The 19117-nt window shown below is 55.5% G+C and carries 20 protein-coding genes and 1 pseudogene; 15 read left to right on the forward strand and 6 right to left on the reverse strand.

The window, feature by feature from the left end:
• Positions 1-48 precede the first annotated feature (48 nt).
• Positions 49-1776, reverse strand: a complete 1728-nt coding sequence (locus PEH01S_RS20550; RefSeq protein ID WP_025848942.1) for a SulP family inorganic anion transporter — start codon at positions 1774-1776, stop codon at positions 49-51.
• Positions 1777-1955: 179 nt separating this feature from the next.
• On the opposite strand from PEH01S_RS20550, the gene PEH01S_RS20555 reads away from it, so the two are divergent.
• Positions 1956-2858: an AraC family transcriptional regulator gene (locus PEH01S_RS20555; RefSeq protein ID WP_127487763.1), complete on the forward strand. Its 903-nt coding sequence runs from the start codon at positions 1956-1958 to the stop codon at positions 2856-2858.
• 42 nt (positions 2859-2900) lie between these two features.
• A complete protein-coding gene (locus PEH01S_RS20560; RefSeq protein ID WP_127487765.1) occupies positions 2901-4286 on the forward strand; it encodes an ADP-ribosylglycohydrolase family protein in 1386 nt (461 codons plus the stop codon).
• Between the two features lie 73 nt (positions 4287-4359).
• Here PEH01S_RS20560 and PEH01S_RS20565 read toward each other — a convergent pair whose 3' ends face one another.
• Positions 4360-4686, reverse strand: coding sequence for an ArsR/SmtB family transcription factor (locus tag PEH01S_RS20565; RefSeq protein WP_010492260.1), 327 nt, complete (start codon positions 4684-4686; stop codon positions 4360-4362).
• A gap of 164 nt (positions 4687-4850) precedes the next feature.
• Here PEH01S_RS20565 and PEH01S_RS20570 point away from each other — a divergent pair, with 164 nt between their 5' ends.
• The 3 genes from PEH01S_RS20570 (at position 4851) to PEH01S_RS20580 (ending at position 7919) form a co-directional block, all read left to right on the forward strand.
• Entirely contained in the window at positions 4851-5429 is a 579-nt protein-coding gene (locus PEH01S_RS20570; RefSeq protein ID WP_127487767.1) for a hypothetical protein, read from the forward strand.
• A gap of 90 nt (positions 5430-5519) precedes the next feature.
• Positions 5520-7319: an ABC transporter substrate-binding protein gene (locus PEH01S_RS20575; RefSeq protein WP_127487769.1), complete on the forward strand. Its 1800-nt coding sequence runs from the start codon at positions 5520-5522 to the stop codon at positions 7317-7319.
• Between the two features lie 33 nt (positions 7320-7352).
• On the forward strand, positions 7353-7919 hold the full coding sequence (locus tag PEH01S_RS20580; protein WP_025848950.1) for a GNAT family N-acetyltransferase: 567 nt from the start codon (positions 7353-7355) through the stop codon (positions 7917-7919).
• A 64-nt stretch (positions 7920-7983) separates the two neighbouring features.
• Here PEH01S_RS20580 and PEH01S_RS20585 read toward each other — a convergent pair whose 3' ends face one another.
• Positions 7984-9324 (reverse strand): hypothetical protein, encoded by a 1341-nt coding sequence (locus tag PEH01S_RS20585; protein WP_246063013.1) that lies wholly within the window; start codon positions 9322-9324, stop codon positions 7984-7986.
• A gap of 25 nt (positions 9325-9349) precedes the next feature.
• Between PEH01S_RS20585 and PEH01S_RS35855 the strand changes: the two genes are divergently transcribed.
• Complete coding sequence (locus PEH01S_RS35855) at positions 9350-9472, forward strand: hypothetical protein (RefSeq protein WP_281281501.1); 123 nt, start codon at positions 9350-9352, stop codon at positions 9470-9472.
• Between the two features lie 47 nt (positions 9473-9519).
• Here the strand turns inward: PEH01S_RS35855 and PEH01S_RS36175 are convergent.
• Positions 9520-9615: pseudogene (locus tag PEH01S_RS36175) on the reverse strand (anti-sigma factor family protein); the annotation flags it as partial.
• Positions 9596-10162, reverse strand: a complete 567-nt coding sequence (locus tag PEH01S_RS20590) for an RNA polymerase sigma factor (RefSeq protein WP_025848954.1) — start codon at positions 10160-10162, stop codon at positions 9596-9598. The gene PEH01S_RS20590 and the pseudogene PEH01S_RS36175, both read right to left, overlap by 20 nt.
• Before the next feature lie 294 nt (positions 10163-10456).
• Here PEH01S_RS20590 and accB point away from each other — a divergent pair, with 294 nt between their 5' ends.
• The 7 genes from accB to PEH01S_RS20625 all read left to right on the forward strand — a co-directional run bounded on the left by accB (position 10457) and on the right by PEH01S_RS20625 (position 16683).
• A complete protein-coding gene (gene accB, locus PEH01S_RS20595; protein ID WP_025848955.1) occupies positions 10457-10957 on the forward strand; it encodes an acetyl-CoA carboxylase biotin carboxyl carrier protein in 501 nt (166 codons plus the stop codon).
• A 34-nt stretch (positions 10958-10991) separates the two neighbouring features.
• Positions 10992-12368 (forward strand): acetyl-CoA carboxylase biotin carboxylase subunit, encoded by a 1377-nt coding sequence (accC, locus tag PEH01S_RS20600; RefSeq protein WP_127487773.1) that lies wholly within the window; start codon positions 10992-10994, stop codon positions 12366-12368.
• Positions 12369-12382: 14 nt separating this feature from the next.
• Complete coding sequence (pxpB, locus tag PEH01S_RS20605) at positions 12383-13153, forward strand: 5-oxoprolinase subunit PxpB (protein ID WP_174807151.1); 771 nt, start codon at positions 12383-12385, stop codon at positions 13151-13153.
• Complete coding sequence (locus tag PEH01S_RS20610) at positions 13150-14166, forward strand: 5-oxoprolinase subunit C family protein (RefSeq protein ID WP_127487776.1); 1017 nt, start codon at positions 13150-13152, stop codon at positions 14164-14166. The genes pxpB and PEH01S_RS20610 overlap by 4 nt, the downstream gene beginning before the upstream one ends.
• 65 nt (positions 14167-14231) lie before the next feature.
• Positions 14232-15005, forward strand: a complete 774-nt coding sequence (locus PEH01S_RS20615) for a LamB/YcsF family protein (RefSeq protein WP_127487778.1) — start codon at positions 14232-14234, stop codon at positions 15003-15005.
• Between the two features lie 15 nt (positions 15006-15020).
• Positions 15021-15743: a DUF969 domain-containing protein gene (locus PEH01S_RS20620; protein ID WP_025848961.1), complete on the forward strand. Its 723-nt coding sequence runs from the start codon at positions 15021-15023 to the stop codon at positions 15741-15743.
• Entirely contained in the window at positions 15733-16683 is a 951-nt protein-coding gene (locus PEH01S_RS20625; protein WP_127487781.1) for a DUF979 domain-containing protein, read from the forward strand. Before PEH01S_RS20620 ends, PEH01S_RS20625 begins: the two co-directional genes overlap by 11 nt.
• 22 nt (positions 16684-16705) lie before the next feature.
• Here PEH01S_RS20625 and PEH01S_RS20630 read toward each other — a convergent pair whose 3' ends face one another.
• Positions 16706-17464 (reverse strand): IclR family transcriptional regulator, encoded by a 759-nt coding sequence (locus PEH01S_RS20630; protein WP_025848963.1) that lies wholly within the window; start codon positions 17462-17464, stop codon positions 16706-16708.
• Positions 17465-17574: 110 nt separating this feature from the next.
• Between PEH01S_RS20630 and pcp the strand changes: the two genes are divergently transcribed.
• Together pcp and PEH01S_RS20640 are read left to right on the forward strand one after the other, a co-directional pair.
• Complete coding sequence (pcp, locus tag PEH01S_RS20635; RefSeq protein WP_127487783.1) at positions 17575-18225, forward strand: pyroglutamyl-peptidase I; 651 nt, start codon at positions 17575-17577, stop codon at positions 18223-18225.
• 139 nt (positions 18226-18364) lie between these two features.
• Positions 18365-19015: a DedA family protein gene (locus PEH01S_RS20640; RefSeq protein WP_025848966.1), complete on the forward strand. Its 651-nt coding sequence runs from the start codon at positions 18365-18367 to the stop codon at positions 19013-19015.
• Positions 19016-19117: the final 102 nt, after the last annotated feature.

The following is a 19117-nucleotide window of genomic DNA, read 5'->3' on the forward strand; positions in this document are numbered from 1 at the left end:
CAATACACGCGGCAGCCCCGCCAAGCTTGACTTGGCAGGGCTGCTTTTTTAACGCTCGTTAGCGGTGTCCGGTTGAGATAAGGCGGCGCATTCCCGAAACGCAAAATGCCGGCAGCCCAGACATTTTTGATGCTCCAGCCGGGTCAAGGCGTAATTGATCGCGTCGCCCGTATGCGCAAAAAAGTGCTCTTTTCCGATCAGCCTGTCGAGTCCGGTTCGTTTCAATACGTCCCGGGGCTGAGACTGCAGGCCCGAGATGAGAACGATACCGCCTTGTTGGACGATCTCCCGGACCACGCCGGCCAAATACGATTCCCCTGTCGTATCCATGAACAGCACTTTGCCGAGGCGCAGGATCACGGTTTTCGGCCGTTCGTCGAGCGTCCCCGAGATCGATTTTTCGAACAGCGTTCCCGCTCCGAAAAACAGCGCTCCCTCCACCGAAATAATGGCAATCTGCGGGCAGTCATGACTGTCGTTTACGATATGAGAAGCCACTTTCCCCTTGTGGGAATCCGGGTCCGGCAAAACCTTGGCCACCGTGAGCATGCCGCTCATCCGCCGGATGAACAGAACGACCGCAAGAATGAGTCCGGCGATAACGGCCGTCGTCAGATCGGTCAGCACCGTAAGCAAAAAGGTAATAATCAGGACAACGGAATCGGCTGTTCTTGTTTTCACAATATGAACAAACTCTCGGCGCTCGCTCATATTCCAGGCCACGACCATCAGGATCGGCGCCATGCTGGCCAGCGGAATCGCGGAAGCCAAAGGGGCAAGCACAATCAACACGAGCAGGACAAAGACGCTGTGCACCATCCCCGACACGGGACTCGCCGCCCCGTTCTTAATATTCGCCGCGGTTCTGGCAATCGCACCCGTCGCCGGAATTCCTCCGAACAAAGGGGTGACGATATTGGCAATCCCTTGTCCGATCAGCTCGCGGTTGCTGTGATGGCGGCTGCCCGTCATGCCGTCGGCTACGACCGCCGACAAGAGCGACTCGATTCCTCCGAGCGCCGCGATGACACAGGCCGGGCCAAGAAGCGGGATGATGGTCTCAAGCGTTACCTCCGGCACGTGAAACCGGGGAAGCGTCCCGGGAATGGCGCCGTACGTCGACCCGATCGTATCGACCCGGCCCTCGAACAGCACAACCGACAGCACGCTGGATACCAGCAAGCCGACAAGCGATCCGGGCACACGGGGCAGCAGCTTCGGGGTCGCCAATAACAAGGCGAGACAAACGACCGCCGTAAGCACACTGTAAAGGTTCACCGCCGACAGGTGCAGCCCGATCTCTTTCATGTTGGATATAAAATCCTCATGCTTGCGGATGCCGCTCAGTCCCAGAAAACTGGCGATTTGGCCGGTGAAAATGATAACGGCGATCCCGGCGGTAAAGCCGATCGTTACCGGCCGGGGAATAAATTGAATCAGTGCTCCGAGCTTGAATACCCCCATCAAGACAAGGATGATTCCCGCCAGCCCGCCGGCGATCAGTAAATTTTCATACCCGTACTGCATCACAATAGCAAACAAAATAGGAACGAATGCCCCCGTCGGCCCGCCGATCTGGAATTTGGACCCGCCAAGCAGCGAGATGAGAAATCCGGCAATCACCGTCGTATAAATGCCGTACTGAGGCTTTACTCCCGCCGCAATGGCAAAAGCCATCCCTAAAGGAATGGCTATAATCCCCACAATCGAACCTGAGATCAGATCCCGGCGAAAATCATTTGCGCTGTACCCGTCAAATCTTCCCGACCGCTTCATGACAAGACCTTCTTTTCATATATTTGATTATTTGAATATATGGGGAATATACACCCGGGAATCCGTTCTTGTCAATGGGCGGACAAGTGCCGATTTTTGGCCGGATCTCAGGTATAATGAAAGGAACGATGTCCCTTCGGGACAGGGCAACCCGCCAGGCAAGGAGCGACATGAAAAGTATGCAAACAGAGCCGGCCATCCATCTGTTCGAATGGTCACCGCGCGTGCATATCGATCCGTTTCATACCCACGACCATTTGGAAATCGGGTATTGTTTATCGGGCCGCGGCACTTTTTATTTCGGGCAAAAAGCTTATGCGGCGCAACCGGGCGACGTCTTCGTCGTCAATCATTTGGAGCGGCATGCCGCCGCTTCAGACGCGGACAATCCGAGCCATTATCTTTTTTTATATTTTGACCCGATGGTGATCGAACAGGCGGATCGGGAGCTGCTGCTGCCGTTCGTGTATTTGCCGACGAAGTTTCAGAACCGCATTCCCGGGGAGCTGGACGCGGCCCGCCGAATCGGAGGGCTGTTCCATGAGCTTGCGGACGAGCAGCGGCACAAGCGTCCGGGCTATCATGGCATGATGCGGGGGATCATTTTGCAGATTTGCGCGCTGCTGCTTAGGCATTACAGCGAACAAACGTCGTCTGCGGAGTGGAACCGGACCCTGTCGTCCTACTACCGCATCAAGCCGGCGCTCGATTACATCGGCGAGCGTTTTCGAGAATCGCTGACGCTGGAAGACGCGGCTGCCGTGCTTGGCTTAAGCCCCTCCCGGGCGCGGCATCTTTTTCAGGAGAAGCTGGGCGTCGGATTTAAGCGGTACTTGCTCCGGCTGCGTGTGAACGAGGCCAAACGGCTGCTGGCAAGCACCGATCTGCCGATGGCGGAGGTCATGTTTGCAAGCGGCTTCCAAAGCCATGCCCCGTTTTACCGCGCGTTCCGGCAAATCGTCGGCGCCGCTCCGCAGGAATATCGCGAGTTATCGAGAAATATAGCCGTTTTTGAGAATGGCTTGGATGAAAATAAGACGACGCTGCGCTCTCCCGCCGATTACAATGAAAGTACATCTTAGATCAGGCAGGCTGTACATTCGATACGGAAATGGGGAGAGCAGATGGCAGGTTGGGGCTGGCAAGCGCTGCAAGGCTTGCTGCATGACGAAATCAAGCAGCGGAAGGAAGAAGGCTGCAACGTTGAGGGGTTTCAAGCGAAGCTGGAGGAGGCCGGGGAAGATGCCGCGCGGCTGATGGCCGTTTATGAGGAATTGTCCGCATTGCCGATCGCGGCGGACTTCCCGTTTGCGGAGCCGAACGGGCTGGACGAGATCCGGGCGGCGCGTCCGGAAGGGCCGCGCAAGCTGCAAGCGGAGTGGACGGAGGAGCAGTGGAAGGATAAGTTTTATGGCGCGTGGCTCGGACGAAGCGTCGGCTGCGCGCTCGGCAAGCCGCTGGAGACTGGGCCGTTTATGTACGGCACGGATAGTCGTCCCGGCTGGGCCAACGTGAAGCTGTGGTTCGAAGGAGCGGACGCCTGGCCGATTCGCGATTATACGCCGGGACAGTCGCGGGCGGAGGAGCGGTACGGCTTGGCACTCGCTCCCTACGGTAAGGAAAGCGAGCTGGAGCGTATCCGGTATATGGAGACCGACGACGATATCCGTTATACGGTGCTTGGCCTTCTGCTGCTGGAGGAGAAGGGAAAGGATTGGGACTCGTGGGATATCGGCGGCTTATGGCTAAAGCATTTGCCGTTTCATAAGGTGTTCACCGCCGAGGCGCGGTCCTATGTAAACTTTACGGTGCTGAACAGTCAAATGGGGTGGCAGCGGGAGGCAGACTCCGATGCGCAAAAGGAGTGGGTGAGGATGCACTTGAATCCTTACCGCGAATGGATCGGCGCGCAAATTCGCGTGGACGGATTGGCGTACGGCGCGGCGGGACATCCCGAGCTGGCCGCCGAATTCGCTTGGCGGGACGCTTCGTTCTCCCACGTGAAGAACGGCATCTACGGCGCCATGTTCGTGGCGGCCATGATCGCCGCGGCGTTCGCCGAAACCGACCCGGAGCGGATCGTTGAGATCGGGCTGAGCGAAATTCCGCAGCGCTGCCGCCTGGCTTGCGACATCCGTCAGGCGGTGGCGATCGCCCGGGAGGCGAAGGACCAGGTGGAGCTGGCCGACCGGATCTGGGAGGCGTTCAAGCACTACCATCCGGTGCATACGAACAACAATGCGGCCTTATGCGCGGCCGCGCTCGTCTTCGCCCGCGGCGATTTCGAGACCGCAGTCACGACGGCGGTGCTCGGCGGCTGGGACACCGACTGCAACGGCGCGACCGTCGGTTCAATCATGGGCGCGATCGGCGGCGCGAAACGGCTGCCGGAGCATTGGACCGCGAAGCTGAACGATACGCTGTATTCGGAAATAAGCGGCTTTCATCCGATTGCGATTTCGGAATGCGCCCGGCGCAGCTACGAGGTTTATCGCCGCATCAACGGATAACGATCAAAAAACCGGCTCCTTGCACGCACAAGGAAACCGGTTTTTTGACATTTGAACTCGTACGTCGGCACGATTATTCGTTGCGTATGTTTTCAAGCAGCGAGATGGCGTCCACCAAATGATTATCGAAGATTTGTCTGGCTACCCCGAGAAGGTCTTTAATCAGAGGATCGCGTAAAGAATAAATGACGGAGGTTCCCTCTTTGGTCCCGCTGACCACATTTTTGCTGCGGAGCACGGCCAACTGCTGAGACACGGCGGAGCCTTCGCTTCCCAGAATGGCCTGAAGCTCGTTGACGTTTTTGTCCCCTTCGCACAGCACCTCCAGAATCCGGATTCGCATCGGATGCGCCAACGCCTTGAAAAATTCCGCTTTAAACTGCTGGATTTCACGATTCATGGATCTAAGCCCCTTAAAACGTTGAACGTCTGAATATATGAATATCATACCACATCCAAGAAGCCGGTTGTAAAACAAACCTTGGACGTATAATATTGTTATATTCAAATAATCAAAGATTTTACTGGTTTGAGCGGTTATTCGTTAGAAAGAGGCGATGGCGTATGTCCGGCTTTTGGACTTGGGAACAAAAAGAGCTTGCCCGCCCGACGACCAAGCAAGAAGTAATCGAAGCAGGCTTGGCTTACCTCGAAGGCGTCGGAGCGGATCTGATCTGCAAAGTTTGTATTCCGGGCGGCGGCTCCTGCTGCGTAAGCTGTCCATTTCTGGGCGACGGGGTCGGCTGCGGACGGCGCAATACGAGCTGTACGGCCTGGTTGTGCGGTTTCTTGAAGTTTATCTATTATGAAGCCGGCTTGATCCGGGAATGGGAGGACTTCTGGGATGAAGTACCGGGGCAGCACTTCCGGTACGATACGACCCCGCGCCACTTTGTCGTCCGTAGCTGGCTGGAACCGCCGCAGCTCCGATTTTTATGCGAAGCCTTCGCGGATGATTTGCGGCAGCTCCGGCGGGATCGTCCCGCTTCCTGGCTTGTCGAGTTAAAAGGGAAGCTGGACTGGCATATCGACGAAATCCTGGACAACACCAATCCGAAATTCGTGAAAAGAATGGAAGCCAAGCTGTACCGATTGACAAGCGATTTCCAGCGGTATCATCGGGCTAAGGCCCAGCTCAACTAGCCTCCGCCTCCCGAAACCATTCCCCGGTTCACCCCGAGCCCAAAAAGAAGTACAATAGGCTTAACCTTAACGAAAGCGGCTGAAACGATCATGCTGGAAATCCAATACTTTGAGCTGTACCGTACCTTTTATTTGCCCGGAGAAGCATGGCCGGAAGTATCGGTGGCCGATCTTACGGGGCTTTGGCTTTGTACGGAGCGGAATGTGAAAATAATTCTCAAGAAGCTGGAGAGCGCCGGCTGGATCGAGTGGAGCCCCGGCCGCGGCCGCGGGCACGTATCCCGGGTCCGGTTTTTGAAGGAGCCGCAGGAGCTGCTGCTGGAGCTGTCGAAGCAGGCGATGCAGGGCGGCCGTCTGAACGACGCGCTTCAGTGGTTGGAGCGGTTCGGACAAGGAACGGATACGAAGGAACGGTTCATGGCATGGCTGTCCGATTATTTCGGCTATAAGAAGGAAACGGCCGACAGTCAGCCGGTCGATACGCTGCGTTTTCCGGTGTTCCGGTCCATTCTGACCCTTGATCCCGGGCGGATGGTTTATGCGTTCGAGGCGCATTTGATGAAGCAGCTGTATAATACGCTGGTCACCTTTAACGAGCAGCGGCAGACGGTAGAGCCGCAGGTCGCCCACTATTGGGAATGCAATCCGGATCACCTCGCATGGAAATTTTATTTGCGGAGAGGCGTAATGTTCCACCATGGCCGCGAATTGACGGCTCACGACGTCGCCTTTTCGCTGCGGAGGCTCATGCGCAAGACGGACCCCCTGACGCAGCGCTGGCTGGTTCAAGGCTTCGAGGAAGTGCGCGTGCTGGACGAGCGGGTCGTCGAAATCCGGCTGCGTTCGCCGAATCATTTGCTGCTGCGCTATTTATGCTTCCCCGCCACCAGCATTTTGCCCGAAGAGCTGGTCGACGGCAGGGAGGAGGCGTTCGCGCTCGCGCCGGTCGGCAGCGGTCCGTTCCGCTTGGAGCTGTGGAACGAGAGCCGGTGCGTACTGACGGCGAACCCCTATTATTTCGAGGGCCGGGCGCATTTGGACCGGGTCGAGGTGGTGTTCCTGCCACCTGAGGAGTTGCACAGCTTCCAAGCCGGCGATTCCGAAAAGATGCTGTGCAATCACGACGGCGCAACCTATCCGGTGCGGCATCATTGGGAGCGCATCGAGCTGTTGAACAACGGCTGTACGCTGTTATCCTACAATATGAAGCAGGGCGGACCGCAGCAGGACGTGCGGTTTCGCAAAGCGCTTCATCATCTGGCCGACCGGAAGAGCATGGTGGAGCAGCTGGGCGAAAACCGCCGCTTTCCCGCAACGGGAATGCAGCCTCACGATTATTTGGGGCAGGAGGATCATGCGTTCGATCCGGCCGTCGCCCGGAAGCTTCTGAACGAGATGGGCTATGCAGGGGAGCCGTTCCGGATCGCCGCCATCTGGAAGCATCTGGCGGATGCGCACTGGCTGCGGGACCGCTGCCGGGAATTCGGGATCGTGGCGGAGGTCGTCTGCTACGAGATCTCCGAGCTGGCACAGCGGGTCCGGGACCATAATTTGAACGCGGAAGCGCTGCTGCACCAATTCGTAATCGACGAAGGGGAAGTGTCGCTGCTGGAGCTGTATTTGCGCGAAGACAGCTATATCCGCCTCGTTATGGACGAAGAATTGAGCGCACGCGTCGACAAAATTGCGTCCGACCTGCTGGCTTCCCCTTCGCCCGAATACCGCAAGCACCGGATGCAGGAGCTGGAGGCGCTTATAAACCACGAGCACGTGGTGCTGTTCCTCTTGTTCAAAGGGCTGCAGACGGTGCACGACCCGTCCTTGCGCGGGGTGACGATCAATTCGCTCGGCTGGATCGATTTCAAAAACGTTTGGCTGCAGTCCGTGTAAGACTTGTGCGGCCTAAGCCTAAGGAGGATGTATATGATACGACAAGCTCAACCGGGAGACGCCGCTTGCGTCGTACCGCTTATTTATTCCGCCATCGGAGATATTGCGTTTACTTTGACGGGCACGACCGACCCGGAGCAGGCCCAGCGCATTTTGCGCGAATTTTACGAACGCCGGGACAACCGGCTCAGCTACGAGAATACGCTCGTGGCGGAGCGGGATGGGCGTGCCGTCGGCTTTATTTTGTTCTACCATGGCAGCCGCACGGCCGAATTGGACAGGCCTCTTGCCGAGCGCCTTGCCGGGATCGGCCAGCCGGATGTGATCATTACGAAGGAAGCGCGGGACGACGAGTTTTATCTGGATTCGCTTGCCGTCGATCAAGCCTATCAAGGACAGGGTATTGCCAAGGCTTTGATGGAGGCGTTCGAAGCAGAAGCCGCACGGCGGGGATACGACAAGGTATCGCTGATCGTCGAGGAAAGCAACGACAAGGCGAGACGATTGTACGAGGCCAAGGGCTACGAAGCGGACGGCAGGCTGGAGGTCAGCGGCCATTTGTACGATCATATGGTGAAGCGGGTTGTTCCCGCGGAATAAAAAAGCGAACCTCAAGTCCGGCGTATGGGCTTGAGGTTCGTCGCTTTTAAAAGCGTGTTTGGTGTTATTCAGGCTTAGGCTTGCCAAGCGGAACTTTCCAGTCGACAGACGTGTTTTTTTTGAGTACATCCGGGTTCTCCAAAGTAATTGTCTCCGGCATCTTGTCCAGATCTTCAATGTGAATTACTTTTCGGAACTTATAATTTCCGTTTTCATCCTGTTCGCGCCTTGTGTAATCGAAACTCTTCCAATCTTGATTGTTCACCTTGATGTTCCAATCAAATAACTCAACCGTTTCTTTGTCCAATATGCCTTCCATCTCTAGGTAGACACCCTTAGCAGAAGTACGCATATCCTGATACGGTTCCGTTTCTCCGAATACCTTCCTAACGGTATTTCTTGGCAGTGGTCTGAAGCTATCATCCGTTTTTAATTCCACTTTCGTTATCTTTAACGTTTTTCCCTCCCCCAGATCAATCACCTGCGGCATTCGGGATACGGCCTGCGGGTCTATCGTAATCGTTTGTTGAAGGGACTCCGACCAATAATAGGCCGTTAATTCAAAGGTGAGGTCTTCATCCTCTTCGAATCGTTTGAATTGAGTACCGGCATGTCCTAGTATCTCGTTCTCATCGCCGGATGCTATCAGGTTCTTATTTTGAACTCTTGAAGGATCTTTGGCAGCCACAACCTCTCCTTTCTTGTTCTTTACTTGGTATCCATAGTTTCCCCTGCCGTCGATGCTTGTGATGATCTGGGAGATTGCATTGATCGATTGCCACCCTATGAGATGAAAAGCCGGTCTGCCCGGCGTCTGATATGTTTTATTTAGCACAACGAGATTCGATTTTTGTTTCAGCTCCTTGACATTGATAGGAGCGGTCAAATGCCACTTGCCCGGTTTGCCGTCGACCCGGTTCAAATCAAAGTGGACGATAACCTGCTCCGGCAGCTTCTCGAACGTTTCGTCGTCTAAAGAAATATTCAATATGCTGATAGGAATGCTGTCAATCTGAGGATGTATGCCAGAGTACGAAACTTTGGAACGATCAATAATTCGGTTTCCTTTCTCGTCTGTAACATATACGTCGTTTTTGTTCGAATTTTCGAGATTGTATTTGTGAAACTGATGTTCCGACGAACCCGACACGATGTTAAAACTGAACGCTTCGCCCGGGACGTCAAGCGGAAGATGCTTTCCATCTTTGATAAATTCCATTTCAAGTGAAATGACCTTCGGATTGATCACGGCCCGCTTTACTTTGAACACGATGTCCTGATCCTTCGTCTCGGCTTGAAGATTCAGCAGCGATTGCACGTACGATGCGAACGTCGGCGAAGTGTAGGCGCCGATGGATATCGCGAGGGCCAAGCCGGCGGCGGTGACAACCATTTTTTTCTTCATACTGCCCCTCCAACATGTATTTAAGATGAGATCGATCGTTTTCAATTTCGGTTCGGTCTTGTTCTCCGCAGCTTTGCTGGAGATTGCTTCCATGATTTCGTTCGTGAACGAGTCCGGCAAAGGAGGAGCGTCGCCTAAGGCGTCGTAGGCGGCAAAATCGCTCATGCAGCTTTCAACCGCCATTCGGCAAGCGGAACACGCTGCGAGGTGACTGTCCATCTGCTGCCGCTCCTGCAGGGGGACTTCCCCGTCCAGATATGCCATCATTTGTTCAAATATCAAGCATTTCATGCAGACCGCCTCCTTGCTCGCTTGCCGTAAGGACTTCGCGCAGTTTTTTTCGGGCCCGGTACAGGCGGACTTGCACTGTATCGGGAGGAAGCTCCAGCACCTCGCCAATTTCCTTATAGCTCAGCTCCTGGGTATGGCGAAGCAGCAGCACGGTACGGTAGCTCTCCGGCAAGGCCATGACCTGCTCCCGCAGGGAAGCCGCCTGCTCCTTGGCCAGACATATGCTTTCGGGCGTCAGGGTGTCCGCGAACTCCAGATCGTGGATCGGGACGCTCTTGACCGGTTTCCGGCGCCGCAGCTCGTCGATGGCGCGGCAGTAGGCGATGCGATAGAGCCAGGTAAAAAATTGACTGGACCCTGTGAACGTGTCCAATTGGAAGTATGCCTTGATAAACACTTCCTGGGCTAAATCCTGAGCGTCTTGCGCTTCACCGAGCATCCGAAACAAAAAGACATAAATCCGGTGCTTGTATTTGTTGACGAGCCCGGCATAGGCTTCCTGCTCGCCCTGCCGCACGCGCTCGATAAGTGCCAGATCATCCTGCATGCAACATCCTCCAATAACCAAAGCTTCGGTATGAGGCTCGTTCAATAGATTTAGACGGAAATTTTGCAATAATCTTACACTGCTGTTGAAAAGAAAGGTTGTTTTTATGATGTGTACACCGAAGCGCTATGTCAATTTATATTTTCATGTCAAAAAACATTACATAGCATCTTGTTTTTTTGGAGTGATGTTGTTAAAATCAAATTATTAAAAAACGGAATTGAAATTCCGAATTTCGGTACAACAAATTTTTGACTTATGATTTAGGCGAATTCATCCCAAGGAGATGGCAACGTGTTTACCAAACAGGAGCTGCAAGAAATTATCGAATTGGTCGGCCGATCCCCCATACGGAAGTTTAAATACTCCGACGGAACGGCAAAACTATTGATAGTGAAAGACGACGCGTCCTTATCGCCAAAAGCGGACAAACTCAGCCCGAAGCCGGCGGCAGAGCCCATGGCGGATCATGCGGAAGCTGCGGACGTGAAACCTTCATCCGGCGGCGTGCAGCCGGCCATGGCCGAAAAGAACGCGGACGCGGATGCCCCCAAGCTCATCGAGATTGTCGCGCCAACGATCGGCACGTTCTATGCGGCCGCCGAGCAGGGAGCGGCGCCTTATGTGCAGGTCGGAGACAAGGTAACTCCGGAGAAGGTCGTCTGCGTATTGGAGGCCATGAAGCTGTTTACGGAAGTATCGGCCAAGGTATCGGGAGAAATCGTGGAGATTGTCGTCGAGAACGGGCAATTCGTGGAATACGGACAGCCGCTCTTTATCGTCAAACCCGAGTAATCGCGTGAACCAAACGGATGGAAGGGAGTACCTCATGTTTAAGAAAGTGTTGATTGCCAATCGCGGAGAAATCGCCGTTCGCATTATCAGGGCTTGTAAAGAACTGGATATGAAAACGGTTGCGGTTTACTCCCAAGCGGACAAGTCTTCTTTGCATGTGAGCATGGCGGATGAAGCCTACTGTATCGGGCCGACGGCCGCCAAGGACAGCTATTTGAATGTGGCCCGTCTGATCGCCGTTGCTTTGCATGCGGGTGCCGACGCCATTCATCCCGGCTACGGATTCCTGTCTGAAAATGCCGATTTTGCGGAGACGTGCGAAGAATACGACATCGCGTTTATCGGACCGGACGCGGAAGCGATCCGCAAGATGGGCGACAAAGCCGTGGCCAAAGAAACGATGCGGCAGGCAGGCGTTCCGGTCGTTCCGGGCACGGACGGCATCATCGACCGGGTGGACGACGCGCTTCGGATGGCGGCCGAAATCGGTTATCCGGTCATCGTGAAAGCAACCGCCGGCGGCGGCGGGAAAGGGATGAGGGTGGCCCAGGACGAAAAGCAGCTGGCCGAGGTCATCCAGCAAGCGCGTAAAGAAGCGGACGCGGCTTTCGGCAATTCGGGCGTCTATCTGGAGAAATACTTGGAAGGCCCGAGGCACGTCGAAGTGCAAATTATGGCCGACCAAGAGGGCCAGGTCGTCTATCTTGGCGAGAGGGACTGTTCGATTCAACGACGCCATCAGAAGCTGGTGGAAGAGGCGCCGTCCCCTGCGATCGACGCCGGGTTGCGGGAGCGAATGGGCGCTGCGGCCGTCGCCGCCGCCAAAGCGGTCCATTATCGTGGCGCAGGCACCGTGGAATTTCTTCTGGACCGGCACGGGCGGTTCTACTTTATGGAAATGAACACGCGCATTCAAGTCGAGCATCCGGTTACGGAAATGGTCACAGGGATCGACCTTATCAAAGAACAGTTGACCGTGGCGGCAGGCTGTCCGCTTTCGTTCCGGCAAGAGGACATCCGCATCAACGGATGGGCGATCGAATGCCGCATCAATGCCGAGAATCCGGCTCAAGATTTCATGCCCTCGCCGGGCAAAGTTACGGCTTACACTCCTCCGGGGGGCTTCGGTGTCCGGGTTGACAGCTCGGTGTATGCCGGCTGCCAGATTACGCCGTTCTACGATTCCATGGTCGCGAAGCTTATTGTTTGGGGCAAAGACCGCCAGGATGCCATCCGCAGAATGAGAAGGGCCTTGGACGAGTTTGTAATCGACGGGATCAAAACGACGATTCCGTTCCATCAGCAGCTGATGGAGCATGAGACGTTCGTATCGGGCGATTTTGACACGAAGTTTCTGGAAACGCATGTAATCCTAATCCAGCCGGACCGAACCGCGAACGAACATCGATGAAAAGAGGTGGCAGCATGCCTGATATACAGCGCGAAGAGCGGATGGAGCCGGAAATATATCCGCTGGGCGATGCTGCGGCTTCCGTCCAATTGGGCAGCGGCATCGATCCGAAGACGCACCGCCAAGTACAAGCTCTGGCCGCCTATCTTGAGCGGCATCCGTTTCCAGGGCTGATCGAAATCGTTCCGGCCTTTGTGACGGTTACCGTTTTTTACGATCCCTTGAAGCTGTGCGACCCGGTGACGGGGGAAAGCTGCAGAACACGAGGCGGCAGCGGGTTCCGCTCCCCGTACGAGATCATCCGAGGCATCATCAAGCGGGCGGCCGCTAATTTGGAAAATACCTTTGAAAGCGCTTCGAATATCGTGCATATTCCTGTATGCTACGGAGGCGATCTGGGTCCGGATTTGAACAGCGTCGCCGAATACCACGGACTGACTCCCGAGGAAGTCATCGAAATCCATTCGTCTCAAGATTACTTGGTCTACATGATCGGATTCGCTCCGGGCTTTCCTTACTTGGGCGGGTTGTCCGAACGCCTCGCCACACCGCGTCGAAGCACGCCGCGGCTGCATATTGAGCCGGGTACGGTCGGCATCGGAGGAAACCAGACCGGGATCTATCCGATTTCCACACCGGGAGGATGGCAGCTTATCGGAAGAACGCCGCTGCCGTTATTTCGTCCCGGTCATCCTTCACCCAGTTTGTTGAAGGCGGGAGATATCGTGCGGTTCCAACCGATCGGGCTGAAACAATACCAAGAGTGGAGAGAGGACAGCACATGAGCATACAGATCGTCAATCCGGGACTCTTGACCACCATACAGGATAAAGGGCGGTTCGGCTTTCAGCAGCAGGGGGTTATTGTAAGCGGGGCCATGGATTCGTTTGCGCTCCGTGCGGCGAATGTGCTGGTCGGCAATGAAGAGAACGCAGCCGCCTTGGAAGTCACGTTAATGGGAACGAGCATCCGCTTTGAAGCCGACTCGCTCATTTCCATTTGCGGCGGAAATCTTTCGCCTGTCATCGAAGGAGAGCCGGTTCCTTTATGGAGGCCTCTTCTGATCAAAGAAGGCGCCACGCTCGAATTCGGGGCGTGCCGCTCGGGCGCCCGCGCTTATGTGGCAGTAGCGGGCGGAATCGATGTTCCGCTGGTGATGCACAGCCGCAGCACCTATCTTCGGGCGGGAATCGGAGGGCACGAAGGGAGAGCCTTGAAGGCCGGCGACCGGCTTGGCTTCGGCCCGCCTTCCGAATCGGCGGAGGGCTACCTGAAAGCCCGGCAGGCCGCTTCCGCGCTCCGTGCAGGGAGGTGGCTGGCGGCGGAATGGTTTGTGGGGAGCGAGTCGCTGCCCGCCTATGCCAAAGATCCCGTAATCCGGGTGATCCGGGGGCGGGAATACGATTCTTTTACGGAGGAGAGCCAGACCGCGTTTGTCACCCGGCCCTTCCGGATTACGCCGCAGTCGGACCGGATGGGCTACAGGCTTCAAGGGGAGACGCTGGCTTTGAAGGAATCGCTGGAGACACTTTCTGAAGCGGTTTCATTCGGTACCGTGCAGGTGCCGCCCGAAGGGAATCCGATTGTATTGATGGCAGACCGGCAAACCATCGGAGGCTATCCAAGAATCGCTCAGGTGATCACGACGGATCTTCCCGTGTTGGCCCAAGCCAAGCCCGGGGACAGCATCCGTTTCGCCGAGGTGTCTTTGCAGGAGGCGCAAGAGCTTCACATTCGGAGAGAGCTGGAATTCGAACGGTTGACCAGGGCGATAAAGCTTTATTTGAAAGCCCGGTGAATGACGCGCGGCGTGCGATTCGCAAAGCGTGATATTTGCCGAAATTTGAAAGGAGGCGGCAGCCCATGTATGTAGTGGATTTGAATTGTGATCTCGGAGAAAGCTTCGGGGCTTATAAGCAGGGGAACGACGAGGAAATGCTGTCGTTAGTGACGTCGGTCAACATCGCTTGCGGCTTCCACGCCGGAGATCCCGGCACGATGCGGAAAACGGTCAAGTCTGCGCTTGAAAAAAAGGTCGCCATCGGCGCTCATCCGGGGCTTCCGGACCTCATCGGCTTCGGCCGCCGGAATATGGAGATCTCGCCGCAGGAAGCGTACGATATGGTCGTTTACCAAATCGGGGCGCTGAACGGCTTCGTCCAGGCGGAGGGCGGCGTGATGCGTCACGTCAAGCCGCACGGGGCATTATACAATATGGCGGCTCGAAATGCCAAGCTGGCCGAGGCGATTGCGGAGGCCGTTTATCAAGTCAATCCGCAGCTGATTTTGTACGGCCTGTCCGGAAGCGAGCTGATTCGCGCGGGAGCCAAGCGCGGCTTGCTGACGGCAAGCGAAGTGTTTGCCGACCGCACCTATCAATCGGACGGAAGCCTGACTCCGCGCAGCCAGCCGGACGCCTTGATCAGCGAGCCGTCGACGGCCGTAAAGCAAATTATGAACATGGTGAAGGCAGGAACCGTAAGATCGCAGCAGGGGACGGAGGTTCCCATCCTAGCCGAAACGATCTGTATCCATGGCGACGGGAAGCATGCCGTGGAGTTCGCCCGGGGGATTCGGGACATGCTCCAAGCCGAAGGAATTACGCTAGTGCCGGTTCACGATAACCGCAACATCTAAGGGAGGAATAGATTTATGTTGACGCTGCTTGGAGTCCTGATCGTCATTGTCGGCTTCGCCCTGCGCTTTAACCCGCTGCTTGTCGTTTGCGCAGCCGGGATTGTAACGGGGGTTGCCGGCCATCTGTCTATCGGTGAAATTTTGACGACCTTCGGCAATGCTTTCGTTTCTAACCGCTACTTGTCCTTGTTTATCCTCACGCTGCCGGTCGTCGGACTGCTGGAACGTTACGGTCTGAAGGAGCAGTCGCAGCAGCTGATTGGCAAAATTAAAGCGGCCACGACAGGCCGGCTGCTGCTGGTTTACCTGTTTATCCGCCAGGCGACCGCGGCCATCGGGCTGACAAGCCTCGGCGGACACGCCCAGATGGTTCGTCCGCTTGTTTCACCGATGGCCGAAGGCGCGGCTGCGCATAAGCACGGGCCTTTGCCCAAACACGTTTCCGACCGCATCAAAGCTCATTCCGCATCGACGGACAATGTGGGCCTGTTTTTCGGAGAGGACGTATTTATCGCTTTCGGCGCCGTATTGCTGATCCAAGGCTTCTTGGCGCAGAATGGCGTTCATGTGGAGCCTCTGCACGTTTCCTTATGGGGGATCCCGACGGCGATCGCGGCTTTTGTGATTCATGGCATAAGGCTGTATCTGCTGGATCGCAAAATCAAGCAGCTCATCGATTCGGAACCGTCCGACTCGTCCGAAGTAACCTTGGAAGAGGTGCAAAGCCATGCTCGTTAATCTCGAATATATTTATTATGTTGCCGCGGTCTTTTTAGTCATTATCGCAGGTCTCAGCTTGAAGGATACGAGCAATCCGAAACGGCTGCTGACGGCGGCGTTTTGGGCGCTTTTCGCCGTATCCTTCGCATTCGGCAAGCTTATTCCTCCTATGTATATGGGGATTATCGTCATCGTCATGGCGGTCATTGCCGGCTTCGGCGGCGTGCGGGCGGGCAAGCATAAGCAAGCGTCGGATGAAGAGCGGGCGGCTTCGGCAGCGAAATATAAAAACAAGCTGTTCCTGCCGATTCTGATGATCCCGCTCCTCACGCTGATCGGGGCTACCCTGCTCAAGGATGTGACGATCGGCGGCTTGCGGCTGCTGGACAAGTCCAACGTGACGCTGGCCAGCCTTGGCGTAGCGTGTGTGCTGGCATACATCGCGGCCATAGCGCTGACCAAACAAAATAGCATTGTGCCCGTGAAGGAATCGCGGCGCTTGCTCGATTCCATCGGATGGGCTGCCGTGCTTCCTCAAACGCTCGCCAGCTTGGGAGCGCTGTTCTCGGCCGCAGGGGTCGGCAAAGTGATCGCGGAGTTGGTCGGTTCTTCCATTCCGGTGGACAACCGTCTGCTCGTCGTAGCCGCCTATTCGATCGGGATGGCCCTATTCACAATGATCATGGGCAACGCTTTCGCCGCGTTCCCGGTCATGACGGCCGGCATCGGTCTTCCGCTGCTCGTAGGCATGCATGGGGCCAACCCGGCGATCATGTCCGCCATCGGCATGCTGTCGGGTTACTGCGGGACGCTGATGACCCCAATGGGTGCCAACTTTAACATCGTGCCGGCCGCGTTGCTCGACCTGCCCAAGTATAGTGTCATCAAGGCCCAAGTGCCGACAGCTCTGATCTTGTTGGCGGCTAATATCGTACTGATGTATGTGCTCGCTTTTTAGCGGCTGTCCGTTGTATATCATGTCAATGCTCTAAATATCCCATATTTCTGGAAATCGCTTTACCCGCGGCGACGGTCTTCTCGATTAATTCCGGCAGACGCTGTTCGGTAAAGCGGTTTTCCAATCCGGAGATGCTTAGACCTGCAATCACTTGACCGCTATAATTATAAATAGGGACGGCTACGGCCGAAGTAAAATTGCGCAGCTCCGAATGACTGATCGTGTAGCCGCGCATTTTGGCTTCTTGAATCGTTTCGATAAGCTTCCGCTTATCGGTGATCGTGCCGTCCGCATAGGCAACGAGCGGCGTTTCTTCAATATAGTTTTGCAGCTCCTGCTGCGGCATGAACGAGAGCAGAATCCGCGGACAGGCTCCGGCGTAAAGAGCGGCTCTGCGGCCGATTTGAGTGAACACCCTCACCGGCTGGGTTGTATCCACCTTCTCGATGTAGATCGCTTCGTTTCCTTCCCGGATGACGAGATTGGCCGCCTCTTCCACATCGTCCCGCAGCTGCTTCATGACCGGCAGGGCGATTTTTCGGATATCGAGACGCTCCTTGACCAACTGCCCGAATTGCAGGAACATGAAGCCAAGCTCGTATTTTCCTTCTGCGGTTTTGGCGAGCAGGCCCATTTCCTCCAGCGAGCCGATCATGCGGTGCACGGTTGTTTTTGCTTGTCCCGACAACGTGGACATTTCCTGCAGGGATAGCTGTTCGTAGGTTAGAAAGAGATCCAGAATCTCCTTGGCTTTGACGACGGTTTTGTTCTTGTTCTGCATGGCAACCTCCAACTCATTCCGTATATCGGAACGCTGCTTCAATTATATTAAAATATGAAAATACATTCCAGCTTTTAAATCAGGTTTTATATAACGAGGAGGAGATGACAGTGGAAAACATTCTTGTTACCGGATTTGATCCTTTCGGGGGACAGCGGGTGAACCCGGCTTTGGAAGCCGTTCGAAGGCTGCAGGGAATAACGGTGGACGGCCATCGGGTGGAAACCCGCGAGATCCCGACGGTCTTCGACAAGTCGATTGAACGGCTTCTTGCGGCTGTGTCGGAAATCAAGCCGAAGCTCGTCATTTGTGTCGGTCAAGCCGGCGGCCGGCCGGATATTACGGTCGAAAGGATCGCCATTAATATCAATGACGCCAGGATTGCCGATAATGACGGGCAGCAGCCGGTCGATACGCCGGTCGTCCCCGGAGGCCCCGCCGCTTACTGGTCCACGCTTCCGATCAAAGCCATGGTGAAGGAGATGAACGATCACGGCATCCCGGCTTCCGTATCGCATACGGCGGGCACGTTCGTTTGCAACCATCTGTTTTACGGCTTGATGCACCATCTGGAAACGACGGGCAGCACGGGGGTTCGCGGAGGATTTATTCATATTCCGTTTTTGCCGGAACAAGCCGTCCAGCATAAAGGCCAACCGAGCATGAGTCTGGAAGCTATCGTCAAAGGGCTGGAGGCAGGGATCGGGGCAGCGATCCGTTATCAAGAGGACATCGTCGTTTCGGCAGGGCAAATCTGCTAGCTGTCTTTTAGTCGCAGCTTTACCGAGACCAAAGGCCAGTTCCAAAACTAACCTTAAGGCCGTTATTGACGTTCCGTCGACCAGCTATACTGGGAATAGCTGATAGACAGACGGAATTTTGTCGATAAGGAGCCTGATCATGGAATGGATTAGTCAAATGTTTGGACAGTATGGGTACTTCGTCTTATTCTTCGGGTTGTTCGCCGAATCGCTGGCACTGCCGTTTCCGGGAGAACTGGCCATGGCCATAGCGGGTCATATGGCTACCTTGGGCACGTTTCAACTGACCTCGATTATTCTGGTGTCCTATCTCGGGGCAATTACCGGCACGTTCGTAACCTATATGCTGGGCCGGCGGCTCGGCACCCCGTTTTTTGAAAAGTACGGCAAGTACTTCTTCCTCAAGCCGGAGCGTCTCCGCCAATTGACGGAATGGTTTGGGAAATACGGAGACAAGCTCATTCTGGTCAGTTATTTCGTTCCCGGTCTGCGGCACTTTACGGGCTATGTTGCCGGGATTCTCAAGGTCCGCTTCGGTACGCTTCTGCTCTACAACGGGATCGGCGGCATTTTGTGGGTGATGACGTATGTTACGGTAGGCCATATTTTTGGGGCGAAAATCGAGCAGCTGCTGCATCTGATTACCCAATACTCCTTCGGGGCGGTCGTCGTGCTTGCTCTGCTTGCGGGGCTGGCGGTGTTCGCGAGGAAGAATAAAGCGCTGCTGCTCCAGTGGCTGCGCGCGAGATATGTGGGATTGCAGAAACTATTCGTCCGCTCCGTGAAATAAGGAAAAAACAGCGGCGTCCGGGGATCTCCCCAGACGCCGCTGCGTTGTTGTGCGCCCGGCATGGGCGATAACTTGGCGGTGAAAGTCCGCTACAGGCTTGGC

This window comes from Paenibacillus ehimensis NBRC 15659, assembly GCF_004000785.1.
Lineage (GTDB): Bacteria > Bacillota > Bacilli > Paenibacillales > NBRC-103111 > Paenibacillus_G > Paenibacillus_G ehimensis.

What these genes read in the sequence shown, in the direction of transcription:
- PEH01S_RS20640 (WP_025848966.1), top strand. Translation starts at nt 18,365, where the DNA reads ATGGAATGGATTAGTCAAATGTTTGGACAGTATGGGTACTTCGTCTTA.
- PEH01S_RS35855 (WP_281281501.1), top strand. Translation starts at nt 9,350, where the DNA reads ATGAGATCGATCGTTTTCAATTTCGGTTCGGTCTTGTTCTCCGCAGCT.
- PEH01S_RS20575 (WP_127487769.1), top strand. Translation starts at nt 5,520, where the DNA reads ATGCTGGAAATCCAATACTTTGAGCTGTACCGTACCTTTTATTTGCCC.
- accC (WP_127487773.1), top strand. Translation starts at nt 10,992, where the DNA reads ATGTTTAAGAAAGTGTTGATTGCCAATCGCGGAGAAATCGCCGTTCGC.
- PEH01S_RS20555 (WP_127487763.1), top strand. Translation starts at nt 1,956, where the DNA reads ATGCAAACAGAGCCGGCCATCCATCTGTTCGAATGGTCACCGCGCGTG.
- PEH01S_RS20630 (WP_025848963.1), bottom strand. Translation starts at nt 17,464, where the DNA reads ATGCAGAACAAGAACAAAACCGTCGTCAAAGCCAAGGAGATTCTGGAT.
- PEH01S_RS20625 (WP_127487781.1), top strand. Translation starts at nt 15,733, where the DNA reads ATGCTCGTTAATCTCGAATATATTTATTATGTTGCCGCGGTCTTTTTA.
- PEH01S_RS20550 (WP_025848942.1), bottom strand. Translation starts at nt 1,776, where the DNA reads ATGAAGCGGTCGGGAAGATTTGACGGGTACAGCGCAAATGATTTTCGC.
- PEH01S_RS20565 (WP_010492260.1), bottom strand. Translation starts at nt 4,686, where the DNA reads ATGAATCGTGAAATCCAGCAGTTTAAAGCGGAATTTTTCAAGGCGTTG.
- PEH01S_RS20570 (WP_127487767.1), top strand. Translation starts at nt 4,851, where the DNA reads ATGTCCGGCTTTTGGACTTGGGAACAAAAAGAGCTTGCCCGCCCGACG.
- PEH01S_RS20560 (WP_127487765.1), top strand. Translation starts at nt 2,901, where the DNA reads ATGGCAGGTTGGGGCTGGCAAGCGCTGCAAGGCTTGCTGCATGACGAA.
- PEH01S_RS20610 (WP_127487776.1), top strand. Translation starts at nt 13,150, where the DNA reads ATGAGCATACAGATCGTCAATCCGGGACTCTTGACCACCATACAGGAT.
- PEH01S_RS20620 (WP_025848961.1), top strand. Translation starts at nt 15,021, where the DNA reads ATGTTGACGCTGCTTGGAGTCCTGATCGTCATTGTCGGCTTCGCCCTG.
- PEH01S_RS20580 (WP_025848950.1), top strand. Translation starts at nt 7,353, where the DNA reads ATGATACGACAAGCTCAACCGGGAGACGCCGCTTGCGTCGTACCGCTT.
- PEH01S_RS20585 (WP_246063013.1), bottom strand. Translation starts at nt 9,324, where the DNA reads ATGAAGAAAAAAATGGTTGTCACCGCCGCCGGCTTGGCCCTCGCGATA.
- pxpB (WP_174807151.1), top strand. Translation starts at nt 12,383, where the DNA reads ATGCCTGATATACAGCGCGAAGAGCGGATGGAGCCGGAAATATATCCG.
- PEH01S_RS20590 (WP_025848954.1), bottom strand. Translation starts at nt 10,162, where the DNA reads ATGCAGGATGATCTGGCACTTATCGAGCGCGTGCGGCAGGGCGAGCAG.
- PEH01S_RS20615 (WP_127487778.1), top strand. Translation starts at nt 14,232, where the DNA reads ATGTATGTAGTGGATTTGAATTGTGATCTCGGAGAAAGCTTCGGGGCT.